The sequence below is a fragment of the Agrobacterium bohemicum genome (assembly GCF_001562555.1).
Taxonomy (GTDB): Bacteria; Pseudomonadota; Alphaproteobacteria; order Rhizobiales; family Rhizobiaceae; genus Agrobacterium; species Agrobacterium bohemicum.
Map to the genome: position 1 here is coordinate 301,376 of NZ_KQ961026.1, position 25,938 is coordinate 327,313.

A 25,938-nucleotide genomic window follows, 5' to 3' on the forward strand; every position below is an offset into this window, starting at 1 on the left:
CAAAAAAAGAAACGCCGCAGACATCGTCTGCGGCGTTTCTGCATGTCTTCCCTCACGCATGTATTCAGAAATGGGGAGGTGTCAGGATGTTAAAACATTGCGTGGAAATCAGCAGCCCTGGCCGCCAGCGTAGCCATCGACGATGCAGACCGAACCCGGCATTGGCTGGGTTACGCTGCGACGAATGCTGTAAGATTTCTTGGCCGCGTCGCCGCGATTGATCGAGCCGGTGCTGATCATATCGAAATTGTCGGGCGTCTGGGCAAAACGCGCAGGCGGGGTTTTGCCTGCCAGCATGGGGGTTACGATTAGCGAAAGTGCGATTGCCGCCATGCCGAACAGCAGGGCGACGTTGACGACACCGATTCTACGAGACTTTTTCGAATAGGATTGACGATCCTCGACTGTCTTCCAAAAATCCTCGTTCATACCAGGCCTCGCTACGCGCCATTTACCAATTGTTCAGTCTTTGAATTTGCCAGAGGGTGATAAACGATTGGTTAATAACGCCCCGTTTTGAGACGTTCAAAGCCCAGACGAGCCCTTATTCACGGGATTGTTTACAGCAGGTCCTGAAGATAGGGGATCAGCGGCTCATCGGCCGGCGGCATCGGGTAATCTCGCAAAGCCTGCGGCTTGACCCATTTGATCGCCTGTCCCTCGGCACCGCGCGGAATGCCCTCATAACGACGGCAGACGTAAAGGGGCATCAAAAGGTGAAATGTCTCATAGGTATGGCTGGCAAAGGTCAGCGGCGCGAGACAGGCGATCTTGGTCTTGATGCCAAGCTCTTCTTCCAGTTCTCGAACAAGCGTTTCCTCGGGTGTTTCGCCGCTTTCGACCTTGCCGCCGGGAAACTCCCATAGACCGGCAAGCGACTTGCCTTCAGGCCTTTGCGCCAGCAGAATGCGGCCATCGGTGTCGATCAGTGCGCAGGCTGCCACCAGAAGAATGTTTCGCCCAGCGTCAGCCATCAGGCCGCATCCTTGCGCCAGTAGCGATACGTATAGGCTGTGGAAAAACCGAATTTCTCATAAAGCGCCACCGCTGGCACATTGGTGGAAACCACTTGCAGCCATGCGGTCTTGGCTCCGCTGATGCGCGCCCAGCGGAGCGCGGAGGTGAGGATTTGCGTGGCCGTTCCCTGCCGCCTGATCGCTGCATCGACATCCAGCGACAAAATACCCGCCAGATCGTTGTCCTGAACGCAGATCACGGTGGCCTGTGGCTCGCCTTCCACCTCTTCCTTGGTAAACAGCCCAAGCGTCGGCTTGATGGAGCTGACGATCTCGGCGATGGCGGAACGCAAGGACGGGTCGTCGCCACTGACCTTCAGACTGGCTTCCACGAAGCGTCCAATATCATGGCTTGGAAGATGCGCCATGGTCTCAGGCAGTTCGGCAGAGGCGAGATCCGCTGTCATGACGTCGACGTTCTCGAACACAGCCCAACCGTCGTCCAAAAGATGCTCGCGCAGTTGAGGCGGCATCAGCGTCGTTTCACGCACGATCAGCGGCCGCCCGAAGTCCTCGAAGCGTTTGCGGGCCTTTTCCAGCCGAAGGCTGCAATTACCGTAGTCGGATGGATCGAGCGGCACGACACAATTGATCCGCTTCGACGGATGCGAACCCGTCAGTCTTATCTGCCAGCTGCCATCATAGATGACGGAAGACGCCGGCCATGCACGGAAGCTGACAGCCTCGAGACGCCGCACGAGCGGTAGATTGACAGGAGCACTCTGGATATCGTTAGACCCCACTGATCAGCTCCGATAATCGCCGTTGATTTCGACATATTCCTTGGTCAGATCGCAGGTCCACACGGTTGCCGTGCCGTTGCCGAGACCAATATCCACCTTGACTGGAATATCCTGGTTTTTCATCACGGCAGTGGCTTCAGCCTCGGAATAATCCGCGTCGCGCTCGCCGTTGACGGCCACACGAACATGGCCGAACCAGATTGCAAGGCGGTCGCGGTCCGCCATCTCGCCGGACTTGCCGACGGCCATGACGACACGGCCCCAGTTGGCGTCTTCACCTGCTACCGCCGTCTTGACCAGCGGCGAGTTGGCGATGGACAGAGCGATCTTCTTGGCTGCCGCGTCATTTTCGGCGCCTGTCACGGTGATTTCCACCATCTTGCGCGCGCCCTCGCCATCGCGAACGACCTGCAACGCAAGGTCTTTCAACACATCGTTCAGTGCTTCACGGAACGAGCCGAGCCTGGAGTCTTCAGCCGTCTCGATACGCACCTGTCCGTCGGCACGGGCCGCACCTGTTGCAAACAGCATCAACGTGTCGGAGGTGGATGTGTCGCTATCAACAGTCACCGAATTGAACGTCGGGCCAACGCCTGCGGCCAACAGCGCCTGCAAGGCAGTGGGCGCGATATCCGCATCGGTCACGACAAAGGACAGCATCGTCGCCATGTCTGGCGCAATCATGCCCGCACCCTTGGCGATGCCGTTGATGGTGACGGTGACGCCACCGATCTCGGCTGTGCGTGTGGCGACCTTCGGATACGTGTCCGTGGTCATGATAGCCTTGGCGGCCTCCTGCCAGAAGTCACCCTTGGCATCCGTATTCATCTGGCCGAGAACGCCCGCGAACTTCGTGGCGTCGAGCGGCTCACCGATGACACCGGTCGAAGCGAGAAACACTTCGTTTGCTGCACAGCCCACGGCCTCAGCTGCGGATTTCCCCGTCAGCTCAGTCGCGGCCCGACCCTTGACGCCAGTAAAGGCATTGGCGTTGCCGGAATTGACGACCACGGCGCGGGCAACGCCCTGCGCCAGATTGGCTCGGCAGAAATCGACAGGAGCGGATGGGCATTTCGATTTGGTAAAAACGCCTGCGACGCTGGCGGGTTCATCGAACACCATCAACAGAACATCGGTGCGGTTTTTGTATTTGATACCAGCGGCAGCCGTTGCCATTCGCACACCGCGAACGGCAGGCATCTCTGGATAGGATTTGGGGGCGAGCGGAGAAACGGCAGCGGACATTGGCGGAGAACCTGCATTTGTCGGGACGAGATAAAATGAAAACGGGGCGGCTCATCGCCGCCCCGTAAATTGCGGAGAATTACTGCTGCGCAGGTGCAGGTGGCTCAGCGGCCTGCTGCTTGCTGGCATCTTCGTAAGCCTTGCGCATTGCCTCATCGGGAATGTCGATCTTCTGTTCGGCCTTCGCCTTTTCGATCAGGGCAACATACTTGTCGCGCATGACGAGCTGACGAACCTGTGCTTCGACCTGCTCGTATGCTGGTGGCGGCGCAACGCGCTTGTCTTCCAGCTTGATGACGTGAAAGCCGAACTGCGACTTGACCGGGGTCTTGGTGTAGGCACCCTTTTCGAGAGCGAACGCAGCTTCTTCAAATTCAGGAACCATGCGGCCCTTGCCGAACCAGCCGAGATCGCCGCCATCATCCTTGTTGGAATCGGTCGACTTTTCCTTGGCGAGCGCTGCAAAGTCCTTGCCAGCGTCCAGCTGCTTGATCACTTCCTTGGCTTCTTCTTCAGTCGCAACCAGAATGTGGGCAGCCTTGATTTCGTCTTCCTTCGGAAGCGCAGCCACTTCCTTCTCGTAACGTGCCTTGACCTCTTCATTGGTCACAGCATCAACCACGTGCTTGCGGAAATATGCGTTGTGCAGTTCGCGGTCGGTGATGAAAGCGAGACGCTTCTTGAAGTCGTCGGTCTTTTCCAGACCTTCGGCAGTCGCGTCCTTTACCAGAAGCTTCACGTCGATGGCGCCGGAGAGAGCAGCAACCTTCTTCTGTTCATCAGGAAGCTGTGCAAGCTGCGGATCGAGGTTGCTCATGGCGAGATCGAGTTCGGACTGGCGGATTTCCAGATCACCGACCTTTGCGACAACGGCATCTTCCTGCGCGAAAGCGGGAAACTGAAGACCAAGGGTGGCCACGATAACAGCAGCCGCAATTCTATTATAGCGCAACATATTAAACCTTTCGGAGACAATGCCGGCTCCAGACGTGGTTTTCCGGCTGAAAAAACTTCCAAACACCGGAATGTGGCCATTCTGTAACGGGCAGAACCGTTGACATCATTTGCCCCCCCTCTTATCTGTCGCGTAACCTCGCGTCCAGATACGTTTCAGGGTCAAGTTTGTCATTTGTGTTTTATTACAGTGCCAGACCGCCACCCCCCTGGAAAAAACGGAATTTCAGAAAGGGCCACTAAGATGGTCAGTCTCGGCGGAATCGCCCGCAAGTTGTTCGGCTCGGCAAATGATCGCCGCGTTCGCTCCTATCGTAGCAATATCGGCGCCATCAGCGCACTCGAAGAGGAAATGAAAGCCCTTTCCGACGAGGCGCTGGCTGCAAAAACGGTTGAATTCCGCGCGCAGCTCGCCGAGGGCAAATCGCTCGACAGCCTTCTCGTGCCTGCCTTTGCGGTGGCGCGTGAAGCGTCCCGCCGCGTTCTTGGCATGCGCCCCTTCGACGTGCAGTTGACCGGCGCGATGATTCTTCACTCCGGCGACATCTCGGAAATGAAGACCGGTGAAGGTAAAACGCTGGTCGCGACACTCGCCGTCTACCTCAATGCCCTCGAGGGCAAAGGCGTCCACGTCGTTACCGTCAACGATTACCTCGCCCAGCGCGACGCCGCCACCATGGCGCGCCTCTACAACTTCCTGGGCCTGACCACCGGGGTCATCGTCCACGGACTGGATGACGACCAGCGCCGCGCGGCTTACGCCTGCGACATCACCTACGCGACGAATAACGAGCTTGGCTTCGATTATCTGCGCGACAACATGAAATACGACAAGCCGCAGATGGTGCAGCGTGGCCACCACTACGCCATCGTCGACGAAGTCGACTCCATTCTGGTGGACGAGGCGCGAACGCCGCTCATCATCTCCGGTCCGCTGGACGACCGTTCCGATCTCTACAACACCATCGACGCTTTCATTCCGATGCTATCGCCGGAAGATTACGAAATCGATGAAAAGCAGCGTTCGGCCAACTTCTCCGAAGACGGCACCGAAAAGCTGGAAAACCTGCTGCGTGACGCTGGCCTTCTCAAGGGCGAATCGCTTTACGACATCGAAAACGTCGCGATCGTTCACCACATCAACAACGCGCTGAAGGCTCACAAGCTGTTCCAGCGTGACAAGGACTACATCGTCCGAAACGATGAAATCGTCATCATCGACGAATTCACCGGTCGCATGATGCCCGGTCGCCGTTATTCCGAAGGTCAGCACCAAGCTCTTGAAGCCAAGGAAAAGGTCCAGATCCAGCCGGAAAACCAGACGCTGTCTTCCGTCACCTTCCAGAACTACTTCCGCATGTACAAGAAGCTCGCCGGCATGACCGGTACGGCCTCGACGGAAGCTGAAGAATTCAACAACATCTATGGTCTCGATGTCATCGAGGTTCCAACCAACCTGCCGATCCAGCGTATCGATGAAGACGACGAAGTCTACCGGACCGGCGAAGAGAAGTTCAAGGCGATCATCGAACAGATCAAGGCCGCACACGAGCGCGACCAGCCGGTTCTCGTCGGCACGACGTCGATTGAGAAGTCCGAACTTCTGGCCACCATGCTCCGTCAGACCGGCTTTGAGAATTTCCAGGTTCTGAATGCCCGTTATCACGAGCAGGAAGCCTATATCGTGTCGCAGGCCGGTGTGCCGGGCGCTGTCACCATCGCCACCAACATGGCTGGTCGCGGTACCGACATCCAGCTCGGCGGCAACGTCGACATGCGTCTCGAGCGTGAGCTTGAAGGCGTCGAGCCAGGCGAAGAGCGCGATGCCACGGAACGCAAAATCCGTGAAGAGATCAAGGTCCTGAAAGACAGGGCGCTGGCCGCCGGTGGTCTTTTCGTCATCGCGACCGAACGCCATGAAAGCCGCCGTATCGACAACCAGCTGCGCGGTCGTTCCGGCCGTCAGGGTGACCCGGGCCGCTCGAAATTCTATCTCTCGCTTCAGGATGACCTGATGCGCATCTTCGGTTCCGATCGCATGGATTCGATGTTGCAGAAGCTGGGTCTCAAGGAGGGCGAAGCCATCGTCCACCCTTGGATCAACAAGGCTCTGGAACGCGCGCAGAAAAAGGTCGAAGCCCGCAACTTCGAAACCCGCAAGAACCTTCTGAAGTATGACGACGTTCTCAACGACCAGCGCAAGGTCATCTTCGACCAGCGTCTGGAGCTGATGGAAGCCGACAATATCGGTGAAACGGCTGCCGACATGCGCAACGAAGTCATCGAAGCGCTCGTTACCAAGCACGTGCCGGAAAATGCCTATGCTGAACAGTGGGACATTGTTGGCCTGAAAGCCGGTGTCGAGCGTTTCCTTAACCTTGATCTTCCCGTGGAAGATTGGGCCAAGGAAGAGGGCATCGCCGAAGACGATATCATGCAGCGCGTTACCGAAGCCGCAGACAAGACCATGGCTGACAAGGCGGAGCGTTTCGGCCCTGACGTCATGACCTATGTCGAGCGCTCGGTCATCCTCCAGACCATCGATCACCTGTGGCGCGAACACATCGTCAACCTCGATCACCTGCGCTCCGTCGTCGGTTTCCGTGGTTATGCCCAGCGTGATCCTTTGCAGGAATACAAGGCGGAAGCTTTCGAGCTTTTCCAGGCGCTCTTGTCCAACCTGCGTGAAGAAGTCACGGCTCAGTTGATGCGCGTGGAACTGGTGCGCGATCCTCCGCAGCCTGAACTGCCGGAAATGACGGCCCACCATCTTGACCCGATCACCGGCGAAGACGAGTTTGCTCAGCATGGCCAGGGCGCAGCCGACACCTTCGTTCCGCCAGAGCAGCGCGACCCCAACAATCCCGCCACATGGGGTAAAATTGGCCGTAACGAAGCCTGCCCATGCGGTTCCGGCAAGAAATACAAGCATTGCCACGGAATTTTCGAACAGGCCTGATACAGGCTCGAAAAAACCTATGAAATGCAAACGGCCCGCGGCATCTCTCCGCGGGCCGTTTGCATTTGTCTGCGAATATCTGGCGTCGGCCAAAAATGGTCGCGTACAGCTTCCGATTCGCTCTTAACTGCCTGCGATTTTCTGCCTAGAAAGCGTCTGTACCTCAAACGGGCGGACACCCACATGACCCATTTCAAATCTGCATTCATAGCCGCTCTCGCGATATTCACGTTCGCAATGCCTGCACTTGCGGAGGACCTGACATTCGAATTGAAGAACGGCACCAACTCGGTGCTGACCCATTTCTTCACATCACCGGTTGGCCAGCGCAGCTGGGAAGGCGATGTCTTCGGCAACCAGACCCTCAATCCCGGCGAGAGCATCGAAATCACCATCGCCGACGGTCGAGATGTCTGCAAATACGATATGCGCTTCGAGTTTCAAGGCAGCGACGACCTCGACACGACGACCGATACACAAAATCTCTGTGAGCTTGGCGAATACACCATCGAAGAGTGATCGCTGCCACCTGCGTCGTCTGGCCGAAAAATCTTACGTGCCAGAAACCTCTCACGAGAATGTGTCGGGCGGGCAGACCACGCAGGTAAAGCATCCACTAAAATTCATTTGACGGTATGCGTAACCTCTCGTAACCGTTGGCTTTCCGCTGTGATTGCTGAGACATAACGACATGAAGCCCTCGGAACTGGCCGCCTATCTCTTTCTCGCCGTTGCGTGGGGATTATCGTTCCTTTTGGTGTTGCATGCCGTTGCCGCATTCGGCTGGGTGGGCGCAGTCACCCTGCGTTGCTTCATTGCCAGTTTCACGCTTCTGATCGTCGCGCGCGTTTCGCGCCGAAAGCTGGATTTCAGTGCAGGCTGGCGCGCCTTCGCAGCGGTTGGCGCCACCACCGTTGCAGGTCAGCTCATTGGCCTGTCCTATGCAACGCCGGTCATCGGAACGGCCATGGCCGCCATTCTCGTCGCCAGCATTCCGCTGTTCTCCATGCTGATTGGCCAGGTTTGGGGGCTCGAGAAAATATCGCCGCAGAGCCTGCTCGGCATGGCTCTGGGTTTCAGCGGGATTATCATTCTCGTCGGTTTTCCTGCGGTGCCCGTCACCACCGCCTTTGTCATCGGCTGCATCGCCTGTCTTCTTGGCTGCATTTGCGCAGCGTTTGGCAGCAATTATGCAAGTCGCTACCTCCAGGGCTCAGGATCATGGGAAATCACGATCGGCTCATTTCTGGCGGGTGGCATCATAACGCTGCCGTTTCTGGTGGTGGTTCCCATTCCCGGCACCCCCGGCCTCGAGGACTTCGCTTACCTGTTCGGCCTCGCCATCATCATGAGCGCCCTCACCTATGTCACCTATTTCCGGCTGGTGTCCCTTATCGGCGCAACCAAAACAATCAGCGTGGAGTTTGTGGTCACTGTCATCGCGGTCATCGTTGGCACAGTGGCGCTGGATGAGCCGCTTTCACAGATACAACTCCTCGGCGTATTCATCATTATCGCTGGCTGCGCTCTGGTTCTTGGGCTTTATCCAAAACGCAGAGTAACACCCCTTTTGCCGTAAACCTCAAGCCAAACGGCCTTCATTTAGAATTCACTCATATTTAGTGGTAGCGATACTCTCAACATTGTTAACGTTTCGATGTAAGATTGAAATAGTCTGGGTCTATCAACCAAAAACATGGTAGGGATCAGACCTCCCTGCAAAGGTCGTGTCCCATAAGAAAACGCGGCTTTCGGCAGATACGCTGTCACGGAAAGCACGAGAAAGACGGTTATAAGACAGGCATGGCAAGCGATCCGAACGACCCAGATATGCGAGACGAGCGTTTCGCACTGCTGTTGGCAAAAACAGCGTCGGATCGGCCCACGGCAGACAGCAGCTTGCGCGTCGGTCGCGCCGGGCGGGAGTTCTGTATCTATCCGGCACAACTCGGCTACGATCTTCAGGAAGAGCTTGATTTCCTGTCCAACCGGGTGATGGAGCCCAACATCTTCTTCACCGGCAAGCTTCTGGCGCCAGCGATGCCGCGCGTGGATGAACGTTCCGTGCGTTTTGCCCTGATGCGCGATGAAAACGGCGCGCGCAGCCGCATGCGCCTTCTCATGCCTTTTACCGTGGAAAAGCCCGGCTTCTCGGTCGGCCCTTCCATTTTGCGCGTCTGGGCGAATCCCTTCGGTCCGCTCGGGACACCTCTGGTCGATTCAGAAGGTGCTGCCGAGACCATCGATAATCTGCTCGATGCGCTGTTGCAGCCGGAGCTTCGCCTGCCGAACATTCTGGTTCTTCCGCAGCTTCGGCTGGACGGTGCTTTCGTGCGCATGATCAAGGCCATCGCGCTCAGCCGAAACTTGCCTCTCGCCACAGCCGAACCACATCGCCGCATGATGCTGGAAAGCAAGGTTGATGCCGGCATTTACCTGCGAGACACCCTGCCACCGGCTCATCTGCATGCGTTGAAAAAGCATTGGCAGGATCTGGAAACCGTCGGCGCGATGACCTATGATGTGGCTAGACAGCCGCAGGACATCAGGCTGCGCACCGAGGAGTTTCTGGCGCTGGAGGGCAGCGGGTCCAAGGGCCGCAATCGTTCCGCTCTCGTCAGCGATCGCTATCGCCCCGCCTTTGCCCGTGAAGCGATCACCAATCTCGCTGAAATAGACGCGGTCCGCATTCACACCCTCAATCTGGATGGTGCCGCCGTCGCGTCCGCGGTGGTGTTCATCACCATGGGTGAAGCCTATGTCTGGAAGCTGGCAACCAGCGAAACACACGCTCGCCATTCCATTGACCGGTTGCTGATGCAGCGATTGACAGAATGGCATCTTGATGACGCCAATATTCTGCGCACGGATAGCTGTGGTGCGGATGAAGATCGCGATCTCGACGGCTTCTGGAGCGAAAAGGCGGAGATGGGTACGCTCGTCATCGGTCTCACGCAAAACAGCGACCGCGATGTGCGTCAGGTGGCTGGCCAGGTCCACATGTATCGCAATACCCGAAATCTTGCGAAACTCCTGCGCGAGCGGATCATGTCTCTTGGTCGCAAGAACAGTTGATTGGCCATAAAAAAGGGGTGCGAACACCCCTTTTTCGTTTTTGACGCGGTTAGCGAGACGCTGTCCTGATCATTCGGCATAGCTGCGTCAGCGCAGCATCATATCCGCCTCCCAGAATATCCGCGCAACGTTTCGCCAGTCGCAACTGCTCCGACCGTGACATGTCGTTGTAAGAGTTGATGGCTTCGCGAACGGCACCTCGAGGAAGCGTACCCGGGTTGACGGGACCGCCTGGAACACTTGGGCTGCCAATGCCTACGCCGACACCCACGCCGATGCCGGATGCGGCGCCAGCACCAACATTGGCGTTAACATTCACGCCGCTTCGTCCGCCCACCGATGCGTTGACATCGGCGTTGACGCCATTCCGTCCACCAACGCTGGCGCTTGTATTGGCATTGATGCCGTTGCTTCCGCCAACCGACGCGCTGACGTCAGCACCGAGGCCACCGCCGCTTCGCCCGCCGACATTGGCCCCGGCATTGATGCCGCCACTGCCGCCCACAGAGGCGCTGGCACTGACACCGCCACGGTCGTTACCGCCGACGCTGGCGCTCACGCCGCCTACATTCACATCCAATGCCTGCGCCTGAAACGGCAATGCCAGACAAGCGGTGATGAATAAAGAAGATGTTATTTTTCTCATGGCTCTCTCCTCCTTCTCGTGGGTCGGGTTGGACTTTGTCTCTCGTTCTAACCCACTGGAAGAAATAATATATAAGATTTTGCTTTAATAGAAAAGAGTAATTTTTAGCGATAACTAATATTCCATGATGCTAAACCTTGACGCTGACCCGATGAGAGACATCACCGGCACGTATCGCCGCTGTCGCAGGTAAAGATTTCCCCTTATCATCAACGGCTTGCAATACTGATCCTGCCTGTAGCTCGGCGCGCGTCGATCTTTGCTGTCCAGCCTTTGAATTGTCGTGGACACTGGGCTTCGCGAAGCTTTACACTGCACCCTGCGGCGTCTCGACAGCCGCTTCTTTCCGGAGTCTGCCATGTCCCTCACCACGTTTTCCCGACGTTCCCTCTTGAAGACAACGGCCCTGCTGGCGGCCTCGACAGCGCTTGTGCATTCCGGCGTTGCCTGGGCGGCTGGCAGAGGCGGACGGCTGGTGGTGGCGGCGGATTCCGAACCAAAGAACCTCAACCCTGCTATCGTCGCATCCAACGGCGTTTTCTACATTTCCAGCAAGATCATCGAGCCCCTGGCGGAAGCATCCTACAAGGGCAAGGATGGGCTGGAGCCACGCCTTGCCACCAGTTGGGAAGGGTCTGAGGATGGTCTCAGCGCCACTTTCAAGCTGCGCGAAGGAGTAACATGGCACGATGGCAAGCCGTTCACATCCGCCGACGTCGCCTTCTCGGCCCTTTCGGTTTGGAAGCCTCTCCAGAACCTTGGGCGTCTGGTTTTCGCCAATCTGGACACGGTCGATACCCCTGATGATCACACTGCGATTTTCCGCTTCTCCAAGCCGACACCGTTCCAGCTGATCCGCAACGCCTTGCCTGTCGTCACCAGCGTCATCCCCAAACACCTCTATGAGGGCACGGATATCGCCACCAATCCTGCCAACACCAAACCCGTCGGCACCGGGCCTTTTGTGTTTGCGGAATACAAGCCCGGGGAATATTACCGCCTGACGCGTTATGACAAATATTGGGCCAAGACCGCTCCGAAGCTCGATGAAATCATCTACCGCGTATTGCCGGATCGCGCTGGCGCTGCCTCCGCACTCGAGGCTGAAGAAATTCAGCTTGCCGCCTTCTCTGCCGTTCCCCTGTCTGATCTCGCCCGCATTGCCAAGGAGCCCGGCCTCAAGGTCATCGCCGATGGCTATGAAGCCTTGACCTATCAGCTGGTCGTGGAAATCAACCATCGCCGCAAGGAACTGGCCGACCTGAAGGTACGTCAGGCCATCGCCCACGCCATCGACAAGAAGCTGGTCGTCGATACGGTCTTCCTGGGTTACGCCAGCATCTCCACCGGTCCGGTTCCCAAAAACGCACCGCAATTCTTCACATCGGATGTCGAAACCTATCCCTTCGACGTGAACAAGGCCAATACGCTCCTGGATGAGGCCGGTTACAAGCGCGGTGCCGATGGCACACGCTTTTCGCTGAAGCTTCTGCCCGCGCCCTATTTCAACGAGACCAAACAGTTCGGAGCCTATCTGCGTCAGGCGCTGGCGGAAATCGGCATCAAGGCCGAGATCGTCAACAATGATTCCGCCGCACACCAGAAAGCGGTCTATACGGACCACGCCTTCGATCTTGCCGTCGCGCCGCCTGTCTTCCGGGGTGACCCTGCCATTTCCACCACCATCCTCGTTAAGTCAGGCACCCCTGCCGGCGTCGGCTTTTCCAACCAGGGCGGCTACGAGAACAAGGAACTGGATGCGCTGATCGACAAGGCCGCCGAGACGACCGATGAAAAGACCCGCACCGAGCTTTACAAGCAATTCCAGAGGAGGGTCACGGAGGACCTCCCGTTGATCAACGTTGCCGAATGGGGCTTCATCACCGTCGCGCGCGACACGGTGGACAACGTCGCGTCCAATCCTCGCTGGGCGGTGTCCAACTGGGCAGATACCGTCGTTGAGGGGTAGGTTTTGAAACGGGCAGCACGAATTTTACGTCGCAGGTTGTTCAGCGCCATTCCGGTGCTCATCATCGTGCTTCTGCTGACGTTCCTGCTGCTCGAAAATGCGTCTGGCGATTCCGTCGATGCTTATCTTGTCTCTATCGGCGGCGGCGATGCGGCCTTGAGAGAAACATTGCGCGGGCAATATGGATTGGACCAGTCCATGCTTGCACGGCTGTGGCTTTATGTCTCATCCATCGCTCGGCTGGATCTCGGATGGTCCGTTGCATTCGACCGGCCGGTCCTTTCACTCATCGTTGAACGCCTGCCCAACACCCTGTTGTTGATGGGCAGCGCCACCGCCCTTTCCTTCGCGGTCGGCTCGGCACTGGGCATCGTCGCCGGTGCCAAGCCCGGCAGCTTGCAAGACCGGGCGCTGTCGACGGTGTCTCTGGCGCTCTACGCCATGCCCGGTTTCTGGCTGGGACTGGTGCTGGTCATCGCCTTTTCCGTCAAACTGCGTTGGCTGCCAACCTCTGGCATCGAGACAATAGCATCCGGCAAGGAAGGGGTGGCGCGTGCGGTGGATATCGCTCGGCACCTCGTCCTGCCGGTCGCCAGTCTCGGTCTGATTTACCTTGCCCTGTTCCTGCGCGTCATGCGCAGCGCCATGGCCGATATCTGGCGGATGGATTTCGTCACCTTCGCTCGTTCCAAAGGCCTGTCACACGGCCGCATCGTGTGGCGTCATGTTGCGCGCAATGCGGCCCTCTCGCTGATCACCGTTCTTGGTTTGCAGTCGGCAGCCATGCTGGGCGGCAGCGTCGTCATCGAAAGCGTTTTTGCCGTGCCCGGTTTCGGCAGACTGGCGCAGGAAGCGGTCAGCGGGCGCGATACGCCATTGCTGATGGGCATCATTCTGACGAGCGCGATTTTCGTCATCCTCGTCAACCTCACCGTCGATCTGCTCTACGCCCTCCTTGATCCGCGCATCGGCGCGCAAGAGGCAGGGTGATGCGTATTCTCCATCATATTTTCCGCAGCCCGGAAGGGCTCATCGGCTTTCTGGTTCTCCTGACTATCGCCGCAGCCGGCATCTCCGCCCCGTTCCTATTCCCAAAAGACCCGCTCTCGATTGTCGGTGCGCCACTCATCGCGCCCTTCACCAACCCGGCGCTGCCATTTGGCACGGACAGTCTCGGCCGAGATGTGCTGGCCTGCCTCTTACATGGTGCACGCGTCTCTCTGGCTGTGGGCATCAGTGCAGCAGCGGCGGCTCTTTTCATCGGCGCCGTCATGGGAACGCTCGCCGGTTTTGCAGGCGGTCTGATCGATGAAGCCCTGATGCGCGTCACCGATGCCTTTCAGATCGTGCCGAGCTTTCTACTGGCGCTGGCTTTCGTCAGCACAATCGGCGCGTCTATCCCGGTCGTCATTCTCGCCATCGCGCTGGGTGCGTGGGTTGATCCCGCGCGGCTGACGCGGGCGCAGGTTCTGTCCATCCGCGAGCGCGATTACGTCGCCTCCGCCCGCGCCATCGGCATGCATCCACTGGAAATCGCCTTCCGCCAGATTTTGCCCAACGCGCTGGCCCCCGTCATCGCACTGGCCGCCATCATCGTCGCAGGTGCCATTCTCACCGAAGCGGCCCTCTCATTTCTCGGCCTTGGAGATCCCAATGTCGTCACTTGGGGGTCGATGATAGCAGAAGGCCGCAATGTGCTGCGCTCCTCGCCGTTTCTTTCGATTATCCCCGGTATCGGATTGGTGGTCACGGTTCTCGGCGTTTACCTGCTGGGCGAAGGCATCAACAAGGCATTGGCGGCAGAGGTGAAGCGATGAGCCAGCCACCACTCTGCCGCATCGAAAACCTCTCTGTCACCTATGCCGGTGCAGCCCACCCTGCGCTCGACACCATATCCCTGTCGCTCGCGCGCCATCGTTCCCTCGCCATCATCGGCGAAAGCGGCTCTGGCAAAAGCACCCTTGCGCGGCGGTTGGCCGGTCTCTTGCCAGCCAATGCCGCAACGTCCGGCACCGTTGTTTGGAACGCGGGCGCGGAGGTGCAAACCGATACGACTTTCCCCCGCTCCGGACGCGATATCGGCTATGTCTTCCAGGACCCCGGCGCAAGCCTCAACCCGGTTCTCACCCTTGGCGAACAGGTCGCAGAAGGCGCCGTTCGCCACCTCGGACTTTCGTGGAAAGAAGCGCTCTCCCATGCCCGCGATCTCTTGGAGCAGGTGCAGTTGCCGCATCCTTCCGCACTGCTGAAAGCCTATTCGCACCAGCTTTCCGGTGGCCAGCGCCAGCGTGTCGCCATCGCGTGCGCCATCTCGGCTCGTCCGAACATCCTCATCGCCGATGAAGCCACAAGCGCGCTCGACACCATCACGCAGGCTGCCATAACCAGCCTTCTCGACGGTCTGGTGAGGGAAAGCGGCATGACGCTTGTCTTCATCACCCATGACATCGCATTGGCCTCATCGCTGGCCGACGATATTGTGGTTCTGAAATCCGGCCAGTTGGTCGAAGCCGGCAAGGCCACCAATGTCCTGTCAAACCCCGCCCACGCCTATACGAAAAGCTTGATCGCCGCCCATCTCGATCTCTCCACGCCGCGACTGATAGAGAGCGTGCCGTGATGCCTCAGCTTCTGTCCATTGAAGGATTATCCAAAACGTACACCACGCAGGGCCGTTTGACTCACGCCGTGCGCGATGTCTCCTTCTCCCTTGCCCAAGGTGAAACGCTGGGGCTGGCAGGGCCTTCCGGCTGTGGCAAATCATCGCTCGCCCGTCTCGTCATGCGGTTGATCGAACCCGACGCGGGCAGCATTCGCTTTCAAGACCAGAACTGGCTGGCTCTTTCCGGCCCACCGCTTCGCCACGCAAGGCGACACATGCAGATGGTGTTTCAGGATACCCACGCCGCCTTCAACCCGCGCTCCACGGTCGGAACCGTGATCAATGAGCCGCTGCGCATCCATCACATCACGCCACCGAAGGATCGCCCTGCGGAGATTGCGAGATTACTGGAGCGTGTCGGTCTGCCCGGCGATGTCGCCAGCCGCCCCGTGCTGGAGCTCTCCGGCGGCCAGCGCCAGCGGGTGGCAATCGCTCGCGCGCTCAGCACTCGGCCAGCGCTTCTGGTGATGGATGAAGCGGTATCGGCGCTCGATGTTTCCGTGCGCGCAAAGGTTCTCGACCTCATCGTTTCCATTCAAAGGCAAACCGGCCTTGCCTGCCTGTTCGTCTCGCACGATATCGCCGTCATCCGTGCTGTTTGCCACCGGGTGGCCATCATGGAAGCAGGCAGCATCGTTGAATATGGCGAAACGCAACGCATCGTTTCCGCTCCGCAATCTGAGACAGCGCAGCGTCTGATCGCGGCAACGCAGACGCTGCGCAACCACAGGGGACCCGACCATGCCCAACCGTGACTGGAGCCATCTGCTCGATATCCCATCCTTTCCGGCAGAAAATTATGCCGTTCTGGCAGACCGGCTGGGCGCGCTCATGGGCACGAGAAACGATGTACTGCTGATCCAGGCCGAGGCGGTTCTGGCGCTGGAAGCCGTGGCAACCAGTCTTGCGCATCCCGGCCTTAAAGCGCTCAACATCGTCAGCAGCCCCTATGGAACATGGTTTGGAAACTGGCTGGCAGAAGGTGGCGCGGATGTCGTCAATCTCACCGCCGCGCCTGCGCAACCGGTGACGCTGGAGGCCGTCAAAGCCGAGCTTGAGCATCACCCTGATATTGACATCCTGTCTCTCGTCCACGCGGAATCGGCAAGCGGCATTCTCAACCCGCTGGAGGAAATCGCAGCCCTTGCCAGAGAACGCGGCATTCTCACCATTGTCGATGCGGTCGCCTCCGTCGGCGGTCATGCCCTTGACGTGGACGGTCTGGGTATCGATATCGCCGTCATCGGGCCGCAAAAAGCACTGGCGGGAACAGCGGGGCTTTCTGCTATTTCCGTTAGCCCAGCAGCCTGGACCCTGTTGCAGCATGCCAAAGCACCGCGCATATCGATGCTCTCCCTGCTAGATCAGAAAGAACAATGGCTCGATCTGGGTCGCCATTCCCTGCCCGTCACACCAGCCCCGCTTGAATTCTTCGCGTTGCAAGCGGCACTCGACAGGGTCGAGGCGGAGGGAATGAGTGAGATGCAACAGCGCCACGAACTGGCGAAACAGGCGACACGCTCCGGGCTTCTGGCACTGGGTGCGCAGCTATGGGTGCCGGACCCGGTCGCATCCGCCCTCGTCACCACCGTCGTCCTTCCGCCACACATGGACCGAAAGACATTCCTGTCACGCCGCAATATTGCCGGTGCTGACATGACGGCCGGCGTCGGCCCTGGCACCGAACGGCTGGTTCGTCTCAACCATACCGGCCAACGCGCAACCGAAGAAGCGGTGCTGGCAAACCTCACCGCATTTTCGCAAGCACTGGAGGTTCATGGACATGCAAACGACCTCGATACAGCGTTGAAAACCGCCATAGCGACTTATCGACGATAAGTCGGCAGTTTATGGCCGCGGAAAAAAGTGCCGCATATTAGCTGCTCTTGGAAATGAATCTCTCAAACTCATCCACATCGCTAACAGACAAATTCCCTCGGCAATCTTGACGAAATCGTGGCAACGCGCGAATATTTACGTCTCGTTAAATATTGTGACAAAGAGGGACAAAATGGTAGCTGGCTTCAATATGCTTTCCTTCGACCTGTTCGGTCTCGGTCGCAAGGCGCAGGAACAAAAACTGAAACGCGAAAGCGGCGTGAACTCGGAACCCAGAAATAAGGATGATTCCGAGCAGCACGACCGTGATCAGGAACACGAACTGTTCTTCTGGTCGCTGTACCCGGTGATTTAGGACGCTTCATAGTGAGGGTAGAGGGTGTGGCGTACCCCCCTCTGCCCTGCCGGGCATCTCCCCCACAAGGAGGGAGATTGGCTAGGAGCACGAGTACCACTCTATCCGCGACGGTAGAGTTGGGCGAGGGCTCACCGCAAGTCGATCTCCCCACCTGAGGGGGAGATGCCCGGCAGGGCAGAGGGGGGTAAGCCAAACCCGGCAGCTCGTGATGCTTATGTGACCCACCACCCTCACGTCGAGATCACAGCTTCACCCATCCGCCATTCTGCTTCGATGAAGCAATGCAGGCCTCGACAAAGGCGACACCCTTCACGCCGTCATCGATGGTAGGGTACACCACCGCGCCATCCAGTGCCGTATCATTTCGGCGTGCCTCAATCGCATTGGCCGCTTCGGTGTAGATCGTCGCGAAGGCTTCTAGGTAGCCTTCCGGATGGCCGGATGGAATACGGCTGACGCGGGCAGCAGCCGCTCCTGCGCCTGCACCGCCACGAGTGATAAGCTGTTTGGGTTCGCCCAGCTTGGTGAACCACAGATAGTTCGGGTCAGCCTGCGTCCATTCGATGCCAGCTTTACTGCCATAGATGCGCACCTTCAGGCCGTTTTCGTTGCCCACAGCCACCTGGCTGCACCACAACAAGCCCTTGGCAGGCATCTTGCCGTCCTTGGCCTTGAAGCGCAGCATGACATGGGCGTTGTCGTCGAGACGACGACCTTCCACGAAAGTATGCACATCCGCAGCCAGTTCATCGGCCTCAAGACCGGAGATGAAGCAGCCGAGATTGTAGGCGTGCGTGCCGATATCGCCGGTCGATCCGCCTGCACCAGATTGCGCCGGGTCCGTGCGCCATACAGCCTGCTTGGCACCCGTCTGCTCGACAGGTTCCGCCAGCCAGTCCTGCGGATATTCCATCTGCACCAGACGGATATCGCCCAGCGCACCGGTTTCCACCAGTTCACGCGCATGGCGCGCCATGGGGTAACCGGTGTAGTTATGGGTCAGCACGAAAAGCGCATCGGCCTTATCGGCAACCGCTTTCAGCTTCTTGGCATCCTCCAGATTGGAGGTCAGCGGCTTGTCGCAGATGACGTGGATGCCGCGCTCCAGAAAAGCCTTCGCCGCAGGATAGTGCACATGGTTGGGCGTGACGATGGACACGGCCTGAATACCATCGGGCCGTGACGCTTCCTTTTCCGCCATCTCCTCGAACGAGCCATAGCAGCGGTCTTCATCCAGACCCAGTTCCAGACCTGAAGCCTTGGACTTCTCCGGTGTCGAGGACAGCGCCCCTGCAACCAGCTCAAACCGGTTGTCCAGCCGCGCTGCCATACGATGCACGCCACCGATGAACGCGCCGGAGCCGCCGCCTACCATGCCGAGGCGAATGCGCGCATTGGCCTTGTCGGTCGTTTTTCCTTCGATCGTCATTTTATCTCCTCGGATTTTATGAAAGGCCGAGCATGCGGCGGTTGGCGGCGTCATCGGTGCCTGACGACGCGAAGTCGTCGAAGGCTTTTTCAGTAACGCGAATGATATGCGCCTTGACGAATTCGGAGCCTTCGGCAGCACCGTCCTCAGGATGCTTCAGCGCGCATTCCCATTCGACCACGGCCCAGCCATCGAAATCATTGGCGGCCATTTTCGAGAATACGGCGCCGAAATCCACCTGCCCGTCGCCCAGCGACCGGAAGCGTCCAGCCCGCTCGACCCAACCCTGATAGCCGCCATAAACGCCCTGGCGTCCGGTCGGGTTGAACTCGGCATCCTTGACGTGGAACATCTTGATACGGTCTTTGTAGATATCGATATTGTCGAGATAATCCAGGCACTGCAGCACGTAGTGCGAGGGATCGTAGAGCATGTTGGCCCGTTTGTGGTTCTTCACGCGCTCCAGGAACATCTCGAAGGTCACGCCATCATGCAGGTCTTCGCCGGGGTGAATTTCGTAGCAGACATCGACGCCCTGCTCATCGGCGTAATCGAGGATCGGCGTCCAGCGCTTGGCAAGCTCGTCAAACGCGGCCTCCACCAGACCGGCAGGACGCTGCGGCCAGGGATAAATGAACGGCCAAGCCAGCGCGCCGGAAAATGTCGCATGGGCGTTGATGCCGAGATTGCGCGATGCCTTTAGCGCAAGCTTGACCTGTTCGACGGCCCATTCCTGACGCGCCTTGGGGTTGCCACGCACTTCAGGTGCGGCAAAACCATCGAAAGCTTCGTCATAGGCCGGGTGTACCGCCACCAGTTGGCCTTGCAGATGGGTGGAAAGCTCAGTGACCTCGACGCCGTTCTGGCGTGCGACACCGGCAAATTCGTCGCAATAGTCCTTGGATTCGGCTGCCTTTTTCAGGTCGATCAACTGTCCGGCCCAGGTTGGCACCTGCACGCCGAGATAACCCTTTTCAGCCGCCCACTTGGTAATGCTGTCCCACATATTGAACGGTGCGGCATCGCCTGCGAACTGACCGAGAAAAAGCCCCGGTCCTTTGATCGTCTTCATGAATTTCTCCTCCTGCATCGATACAGTTGAACGGTTATGACCTCCGCCCGTCAACGGCGTTCAAGCTAACCGCTGATAAATTTCGTGCAACCCTCAATCATCCACCCGGCATGATAATTTGCATCTTCACTTCGCCAGCGGGGGCAGAAGCGGCGAGATCGAACGCTTTGATGCTGTCTTCGAAATCGAAGGTGCGGGTGATCAGCGGCGCGACATCGATGGCACCCGATGCCAGCATATCCACGCAACGACCAAAGACATTGGCGTAACGGAAGACGTGCTCGACACGGGCTTCACGGATTTGTGCCGCAACCACATCATAGGCAACCAGCTTGGTCGGCATGCCGACAAAAACCACCGTTCCCGCTGGCCGCAGCGGTTCGAACACGCGGGTAATCGCGGCTTCCGCGCCGGAGCATTCGAAAATCACATCCGCACCCCAGCCAGCCGTGGAATTCAGCACCTGCTCGGCCAAATTCTGCTCTCGGACGTTTACGGTTTCGACGGGTCCAAGCGAACGCGCCATATTCAGCTTCACCGGATCGACATCCGACACGATGACCCTTGCGCAACCGGCAGCAAGCGCGGCCAGGACGGTGACGAGACCAATGGGACCAGCACCGATAACGACCGCTATGTCGCCTGGCTTGACCTTGGCTTGCGTCGCCGCCTGCACGCCCACCGCCAATGGCTCCACCATAGCGCCCGCAGCAAAGGATACATTATCAGGCAGCTTGAACGTATAGGCCGCCGGGTGCACGACCGATGCACGCAGTACGCCGTGAATGGGCGGCGTGGCCCAGAAACGCACGGCGGGGTCCAGGTTGTAATGGCCGATGCGGCTTGCGCGGCTGATCGGGTCCGGGATACCCGGCTCCATGCACACACGATCGCCGACAGAGAGGTTCGTCACGCCGGAACCGACCTCTGTCACCGTACCGGAAGCCTCATGTCCCAAAATCATCGGCTCGCGAACAACAAAATTACCGATGGCACCGTGGGTGTAATAATGCACGTCGCTGCCGCAAATGCCGACGGTGTGGATGGCAATACGCACATCATGCGGGCCAACCTGCTCATCCAGCGGAAACGGACGCAGCGACAGTTTGCCCAACTCTTCCAGAACAAGCGATCGCTCCTCGCCCGTTCCTGATATTCCTTGCGACTGCATGCGGTCCTCCTCGACCATCAACGGTACATTTGCGGTAACAAAACCGGGAACGGCATCAATAAGCAAGGTCGAAAAGAAACTTTTCCAGCCCCAACCGGTTTGCTCTGCTTGGACACCAACCGGGAGAATGAGACATGTTAATGACCAGACGCGCCGTCATGGCCGCCACTGCAGCAACGGCGGCCGCTGCGACGCTTTCCGCGCCCTCAATTGCAAAGGCGGCACTTCCTTTGAAACAGCCCGCCCTGCCTTTTGCGGAAGACGCTCTTGCCCCACACATCTCAGCCAAAACGGTTTCCCTGCATTACGGCAAACACCACAAGGCCTATTTCGACAAGCTGAACACGCTGGCCAAGGGCACGCCTTACGCCGATATGGAGCTTGAGGATATCGTCAAGGCATCTGCTGGAAAGACAGCCGACAAGAAGATTTTCAACAACGCGGCACAGGCCTGGAACCACGTCGCCTACTGGGAGCAGTTCACCCCCGGCGGTCCGAAGCGCCCGGAAGGCAAAGCGGCAGACGAAATCAACGCGGCCTTTGGTGACTACAGCAAATTCATCGAAAAGGCAGTTGCCACCTCGGATGAAGTGTTCGGCACGGGCTGGGTCTGGCTGACGCGTGATGACCAGAACAAGCTTGCCCTTGTGGGATATGAGGACGGCAACAATCCGGTCGCCGTAGGCCGTCCTGCCTATCTCGGCATCGATATTTGGGAACACGCCTATTACGTCGATTACGAAAACCGCAAGCCAGAGCACATCAAAGTCGTGCTGGAGAACCTCATCAACTGGCGAATTGTCGGCGAAAAGATGGCTTGAGTGTAACAATAAAAACTGTTTGTATTTGGAAGGCGTCCCGATCCATCGGGGCGCCTTCTTTGCTAACAGGCCTTCGGGAAGAAAAACATCGAGCTTTTTACCATTTCAAAACAAAAATTCTAATCCCCTCGCCTAAATTAGTATCAAAATCGCAAGAAGTTGAACTTTTGATCAAAAACCTCTGAATTGGCGCCGCATGCCCGCTTGAGTATGTGCAAAGTTTCTTATAACCACGTTGCATCGGTAGTCGCAGAATAAGCGAGCCGGATACAAAAATTGGGAGCTCTTTGATGAGATACAGACTTGGCCTAATCGCTGCAGCCTTGCTTTCGGCGACGTGCTTTGCACCTGCCGCTGCAAGCGCAAAGACATTCGTATATTGCTCGGAAGGTTCGCCGGAAGGTTTCGATCCGGGCCTTTACACAGCTGGCACCACATTCGATGCCTCGGCCCACACCGTTTACAGCCGCCTTCTGGAATTCGAACCCGGCACCACAAAGCCGGTTGCCGGTCTCGCAGAAAGCTGGGAAGTGTCGGAAAACGGCACGGTCTACACGTTCAAGCTCCGCAAGGGCGTCAAGTTCCAGACCACAGAATTCTTCACGCCAACGCGTGATCTCAACGCAGACGACGTCATTCTGTCGATCGACCGCCAGATCAAGACCGATAACCCTTGGCACCAGTATGTACCTGGCACGTCCTGGGAATATGCTGAAGGCATGGGCTTCCCCAAGCTGATCAAGTCTGTCGAAAAAGTCGACGACATGACGGTCAAGTTCACCCTGAACCGCCCTGAAGCGCCGTTCCTTGCCAACCTGGCCATGCCATTTGCTTCGATCATCTCGAAGGAATACACGGACAAGCTGGCCGCTGAAGGCAAGCAGGCCCAGTTGAACCAGATGCCGGTCGGCACCGGTCCATTCGCCTTTGTCGCCTACCAGCAGGATGCCGTCATCCGCTTCAAGGCCAACAAGGAATATTGGGGCGGCGCGCCAAAGATCGACGATCTGGTCTTCGCCATCACCACCGATGCTGCCGTTCGCTTCCAGAAGCTGAAGGCTGGCGAATGCCACCTGATGCCTTACCCGAACGCTGCCGACGTTGCGTCCATGAAGAAAGACCCAACCCTGACGGTTATGGAACAGGAAGGCCTCAACGTTGCCTACCTCGCCTACAACACGACACAGGCTCCTTTCGACAAGCCGGAAGTCCGCAAGGCGCTCAACAAGGCCATCAACAAGAAGGCCATCGTTGACGCCGTGTTCCAGGGCATGGCAACACCTGCCAAGAACCCACTGCCACCGACAATGTGGTCCTACAACGACAAGGTCGAAGACGACACTTACGATCTGGAAGCAGCCAAGAAGATGCTGACAGACGCAGGCGTCAAGGACCTTTCGATGAAGGTCTGGGCGATGCCGGTTTCGCGTCCATACATGCTCAACGCGCGCCGCGCTGCCGAAGTCATCCAGAGTGATTTCGCCAAGATCGGCGTGAAGGTCGAGATCGTTTCCTACGAATGGGCCGAATATCTCGACCGTTCGAAGGCAAAGGACCGTGACGGCGCCGTGTTCCTCGGCTGGACTGGTGACAATGGTGATCCGGACAACTTCCTTGACACGCTGCTGGGTTGCGATGCCGTTGGCGGCAACAACCGTGCTCAGTGGTGCGACAAGGACTTTGATGCACTGGTGAAGAAAGCCAAGATCACCACCGATCAGGCAGAACGCACCAAACTCTACGAAGAAGCACAGGTCGTCTTCAAGAAGCAGGCACCTTGGGCCACCATCGACCACTCCTTGTCCGTCGTTCCGATGCGCAAGGAAGTCACTGGTTTCGTCCAGAGCCCGCTGGGTGACTTCACGTTCGAGAACGTTGATATCGCCGAGTAACATTCGACGCATCTGAAAATGCCGCGTGTCTTGTCTCAAGGCGCGCGGCACTTGCGTTCTGAAGCATCTCTAAACAACAAAGAAGCAGACCGAAAAGGTCGCTACTGCCAGCGCATAGGTTCCAGGCGGAACAGATCGAAGGTTTTTCATGATTGGCTTTCTCGTGCGGCGTATCGCCGTGCTCATCCCGACCTTCATCGGGGTTTCTATTATCGCGTTCCTGTTCATCCGGCTGTTGCCGGGAGATCCGGTCGCCCTCCTGTCCGGTGAGCGCGTGATGTCGCCGGAGCGGCATGCACAGATCAGTGCGGCTCTCGGCATGGACCGACCCATGATCATCCAGTATCTGGATTACCTCAAGGGCATCGTCACGGGTGATTTTGGCACGTCCATCGTGTCCAAGACGCCTATCCTCACGCAGTTCAAGGCACTGTTTCCCGCAACCGTGGAATTGTCCTTCTGCGCCATGCTCATCGCCATCGCCATCGGCATTCCAGCGGGCATCATCGCCGCCATCAAGCGCGGATCGGCCTTCGATCAAGGCCTGATGGGCGTTGCACTCGTAGGTTACTCCATGCCGATCTTCTGGTGGGGACTGCTGCTCATCATCCTGTTTTCCGGCATCCTGCAATGGACACCGGTATCGGGCCGCATCTCGCTGATGTTCTACTTCCCGCCCGTCACCGGCTTCATGCTGATCGACTCGCTACTGTCAGGTCAAAAAGGCGCGTTTTCTTCGGCGCTCAGCCATCTCATCCTGCCGTCCATCGTGCTGGCCACCATTCCGCTGGCCGTCATTGCGCGCCAGACACGGTCCGCCATGCTGGAAGTGCTGTCGGAAGATTACGTTCGCACCGCCCGCGCCAAGGGTCTTGCACCTTTCCGCGTCATCGGCATCCATGCGCTGCGCAATGCGATGATCCCTGTCATCACCACCATTGGTCTTCAGGTCGGCGTCATGCTGGCCGGTGCCATCCTCACCGAAACGATCTTCTCATGGCCGGGCATCGGCAAATGGATGGTCGATTCCGTCTTCCGCCGCGATTACCCTGTCATTCAGGGGGGTCTCCTGCTGATTGCGGGCATCATCATGGTCGTCAACCTCATCGTTGACCTCCTGTATGGCCTCATCAATCCGCGCATCCGGCATTAAAGAAGAGGATCGTTTCATGGCCGATACCGCCATTACAAAAACAGCCGAGCCGGTTTCCTCTTCCGCCATGCGCAAGCAGATGCTGAAGGAATTCTGGTTCTACTTCTCCGAAAACAAGGGCGCCGTCATCGGTCTCTATGTTTTCATCGCACTGGTGATCGTCGCTGTCTTTGCGCCTGTCATCGCACCACATTCACCGTTCCAGCAGTATCGTGATGTCGTCCTGCTTCCGCCCTTCTGGATGGAAGGTGGCAACAGCTCCTACCTACTGGGAACAGACCCGGTTGGTCGCGATATTCTGTCCCGCCTGATTTACGGCGCGCAATATTCGCTCTTCATCGGCGTTTTCGTCACCACGCTTTCGCTGACGACGGGCATTCTGATCGGCGTCATCGCCGGTTATTACCGCGGCTGGCTCGATACGATGATCATGCGTCTCATGGACATCATTCTGGCTTTCCCGTCGCTGCTTCTGGCACTGGTGCTGGTCGCCATCCTCGGCCCTAGCCTGACCAACGGTATGATCGCGATTGCGCTGGTCTTGCAGCCGCACTTCGTGCGACTGACGCGCGCTGCCGTCATGGCCGAAAAGAGCAAGGATTACGTCACCGCCTCGCGTCTGGCCGGTGCCGGACCTATGCGTCTGATGTTCAAGACCATCCTCCCCAACTGCACGGCTCCGCTCATCGTTCAGGCCACGCTGTCCTTCTCCAATGCCATTCTCGATGCCGCAGCACTCGGCTTCCTCGGCATGGGCGCACAGCCACCTGCACCTGAATGGGGCACCATGCTGGCCGAAGCGCGTGAGTTCATTCTGCGCGCCTGGTGGGTAGTCACCTTCCCCGGTCTTGCCATCCTCATCACCGTTCTCGCCATCAACCTGATGGGCGACGGTCTGCGCGATGCCCTTGACCCGAAACTGAAGAGGTCCTGA

General features: G+C 58.1%; 24 protein-coding genes. 15 read left to right on the forward strand and 9 right to left on the reverse strand.

The window, feature by feature from the left end:
- Positions 1 to 108: 108 nt before the first annotated feature.
- The 5 genes from ATO67_RS08770 to ATO67_RS08790 form a co-directional block, all read right to left on the reverse strand.
- Positions 109 to 429, reverse strand: a complete 321-nt coding sequence (locus ATO67_RS08770; RefSeq protein WP_067646998.1) for a hypothetical protein — start codon at positions 427 to 429, stop codon at positions 109 to 111.
- A 131-nt stretch (positions 430 to 560) separates the two neighbouring features.
- Positions 561 to 974, reverse strand: coding sequence for an 8-oxo-dGTP diphosphatase MutT (gene mutT / locus ATO67_RS08775; RefSeq protein ID WP_067647001.1), 414 nt, complete (start codon positions 972 to 974; stop codon positions 561 to 563).
- Positions 974 to 1,759, reverse strand: coding sequence for a GNAT family N-acetyltransferase (locus tag ATO67_RS08780; protein ID WP_425352190.1), 786 nt, complete (start codon positions 1,757 to 1,759; stop codon positions 974 to 976). The genes mutT and ATO67_RS08780 overlap by 1 nt, the downstream gene beginning before the upstream one ends.
- Before the next feature lie 3 nt (positions 1,760 to 1,762).
- A complete protein-coding gene (argJ, locus tag ATO67_RS08785) occupies positions 1,763 to 3,004 on the reverse strand; it encodes a bifunctional glutamate N-acetyltransferase/amino-acid acetyltransferase ArgJ (RefSeq protein WP_067647004.1) in 1,242 nt (413 codons plus the stop codon).
- Between the two features lie 79 nt (positions 3,005 to 3,083).
- Positions 3,084 to 3,959 (reverse strand): peptidylprolyl isomerase, encoded by an 876-nt coding sequence (locus ATO67_RS08790; RefSeq protein ID WP_067647007.1) that lies wholly within the window; start codon positions 3,957 to 3,959, stop codon positions 3,084 to 3,086.
- 243 nt (positions 3,960 to 4,202) lie between these two features.
- Between ATO67_RS08790 and secA the strand changes: the two genes are divergently transcribed.
- The 4 genes from secA (at position 4,203) to ATO67_RS08810 (ending at position 9,992) form a co-directional block, all read left to right on the forward strand.
- Complete coding sequence (secA, locus tag ATO67_RS08795; RefSeq protein ID WP_067647011.1) at positions 4,203 to 6,917, forward strand: preprotein translocase subunit SecA; 2,715 nt, start codon at positions 4,203 to 4,205, stop codon at positions 6,915 to 6,917.
- Positions 6,918 to 7,100: 183 nt separating this feature from the next.
- Positions 7,101 to 7,436: a hypothetical protein gene (locus ATO67_RS08800; RefSeq protein WP_067647342.1), complete on the forward strand. Its 336-nt coding sequence runs from the start codon at positions 7,101 to 7,103 to the stop codon at positions 7,434 to 7,436.
- Positions 7,437 to 7,608: 172 nt separating this feature from the next.
- A complete protein-coding gene (locus ATO67_RS08805) occupies positions 7,609 to 8,496 on the forward strand; it encodes a DMT family transporter (RefSeq protein WP_067647015.1) in 888 nt (295 codons plus the stop codon).
- 224 nt (positions 8,497 to 8,720) lie between these two features.
- Entirely contained in the window at positions 8,721 to 9,992 is a 1,272-nt protein-coding gene (locus ATO67_RS08810) for a GNAT family N-acetyltransferase (protein WP_067647018.1), read from the forward strand.
- Positions 9,993 to 10,041: 49 nt separating this feature from the next.
- Here the strand turns inward: ATO67_RS08810 and ATO67_RS08815 are convergent, their stop codons facing one another.
- Positions 10,042 to 10,638: a hypothetical protein gene (locus ATO67_RS08815; RefSeq protein ID WP_067647021.1), complete on the reverse strand. Its 597-nt coding sequence runs from the start codon at positions 10,636 to 10,638 to the stop codon at positions 10,042 to 10,044.
- Between the two features lie 358 nt (positions 10,639 to 10,996).
- Here ATO67_RS08815 and ATO67_RS08820 point away from each other — a divergent pair, with 358 nt between their 5' ends.
- The 7 genes from ATO67_RS08820 to ATO67_RS08850 all read left to right on the forward strand — a co-directional run bounded on the left by ATO67_RS08820 (position 10,997) and on the right by ATO67_RS08850 (position 17,463).
- The gene (locus ATO67_RS08820) at positions 10,997 to 12,607 is read left to right on the forward strand and encodes an ABC transporter substrate-binding protein (RefSeq protein WP_067647034.1); all 1,611 of its coding nucleotides are present in this window, start codon (positions 10,997 to 10,999) and stop codon (positions 12,605 to 12,607) included.
- Positions 12,608 to 12,610: 3 nt separating this feature from the next.
- Entirely contained in the window at positions 12,611 to 13,597 is a 987-nt protein-coding gene (locus tag ATO67_RS08825; RefSeq protein WP_067647039.1) for an ABC transporter permease, read from the forward strand.
- Entirely contained in the window at positions 13,597 to 14,424 is an 828-nt protein-coding gene (locus tag ATO67_RS08830) for an ABC transporter permease (RefSeq protein WP_067647042.1), read from the forward strand. The genes ATO67_RS08825 and ATO67_RS08830 overlap by 1 nt, the downstream gene beginning before the upstream one ends.
- Complete coding sequence (locus tag ATO67_RS08835; protein WP_067647047.1) at positions 14,421 to 15,227, forward strand: ABC transporter ATP-binding protein; 807 nt, start codon at positions 14,421 to 14,423, stop codon at positions 15,225 to 15,227. Before ATO67_RS08830 ends, ATO67_RS08835 begins: the two co-directional genes overlap by 4 nt.
- On the forward strand, positions 15,224 to 16,024 hold the full coding sequence (locus ATO67_RS08840; protein ID WP_103088376.1) for an ABC transporter ATP-binding protein: 801 nt from the start codon (positions 15,224 to 15,226) through the stop codon (positions 16,022 to 16,024). Before ATO67_RS08835 ends, ATO67_RS08840 begins: the two co-directional genes overlap by 4 nt.
- Entirely contained in the window at positions 16,011 to 17,108 is a 1,098-nt protein-coding gene (locus ATO67_RS08845) for a pyridoxal-phosphate-dependent aminotransferase family protein (RefSeq protein ID WP_067647054.1), read from the forward strand. Before ATO67_RS08840 ends, ATO67_RS08845 begins: the two co-directional genes overlap by 14 nt.
- Positions 17,109 to 17,280: 172 nt before the next feature.
- Positions 17,281 to 17,463: a hypothetical protein gene (locus ATO67_RS08850; RefSeq protein ID WP_067647056.1), complete on the forward strand. Its 183-nt coding sequence runs from the start codon at positions 17,281 to 17,283 to the stop codon at positions 17,461 to 17,463.
- A gap of 244 nt (positions 17,464 to 17,707) precedes the next feature.
- On the opposite strand, the gene ATO67_RS08855 is transcribed toward ATO67_RS08850, so the two are convergent.
- The 3 genes from ATO67_RS08855 to ATO67_RS08865 all read right to left on the reverse strand — a co-directional run bounded on the left by ATO67_RS08855 (position 17,708) and on the right by ATO67_RS08865 (position 21,138).
- Positions 17,708 to 18,895, reverse strand: coding sequence for a Gfo/Idh/MocA family protein (locus ATO67_RS08855; RefSeq protein ID WP_067647059.1), 1,188 nt, complete (start codon positions 18,893 to 18,895; stop codon positions 17,708 to 17,710).
- A 16-nt stretch (positions 18,896 to 18,911) separates the two neighbouring features.
- On the reverse strand, positions 18,912 to 19,967 hold the full coding sequence (locus tag ATO67_RS08860; RefSeq protein ID WP_067647062.1) for a sugar phosphate isomerase/epimerase family protein: 1,056 nt from the start codon (positions 19,965 to 19,967) through the stop codon (positions 18,912 to 18,914).
- Between the two features lie 97 nt (positions 19,968 to 20,064).
- Complete coding sequence (locus ATO67_RS08865) at positions 20,065 to 21,138, reverse strand: NAD(P)-dependent alcohol dehydrogenase (protein ID WP_067647345.1); 1,074 nt, start codon at positions 21,136 to 21,138, stop codon at positions 20,065 to 20,067.
- A 134-nt stretch (positions 21,139 to 21,272) separates the two neighbouring features.
- Here ATO67_RS08865 and ATO67_RS08870 point away from each other — a divergent pair, with 134 nt between their 5' ends.
- The 4 genes from ATO67_RS08870 to ATO67_RS08885 all read left to right on the forward strand — a co-directional run bounded on the left by ATO67_RS08870 (position 21,273) and on the right by ATO67_RS08885 (position 25,938).
- Positions 21,273 to 21,959 (forward strand): superoxide dismutase, encoded by a 687-nt coding sequence (locus ATO67_RS08870; RefSeq protein ID WP_067647066.1) that lies wholly within the window; start codon positions 21,273 to 21,275, stop codon positions 21,957 to 21,959.
- A gap of 290 nt (positions 21,960 to 22,249) precedes the next feature.
- Positions 22,250 to 23,851, forward strand: a complete 1,602-nt coding sequence (locus ATO67_RS08875) for an ABC transporter substrate-binding protein (RefSeq protein WP_067647068.1) — start codon at positions 22,250 to 22,252, stop codon at positions 23,849 to 23,851.
- Positions 23,852 to 23,999: 148 nt separating this feature from the next.
- On the forward strand, positions 24,000 to 25,004 hold the full coding sequence (locus ATO67_RS08880; RefSeq protein ID WP_067647072.1) for an ABC transporter permease subunit: 1,005 nt from the start codon (positions 24,000 to 24,002) through the stop codon (positions 25,002 to 25,004).
- Positions 25,005 to 25,071: 67 nt separating this feature from the next.
- Positions 25,072 to 25,938 carry an ABC transporter permease subunit gene (locus ATO67_RS08885; protein WP_425352194.1) on the forward strand — a complete coding sequence of 289 codons (867 nt, stop codon included), beginning with the start codon at positions 25,072 to 25,074 and terminating at the stop codon, positions 25,936 to 25,938.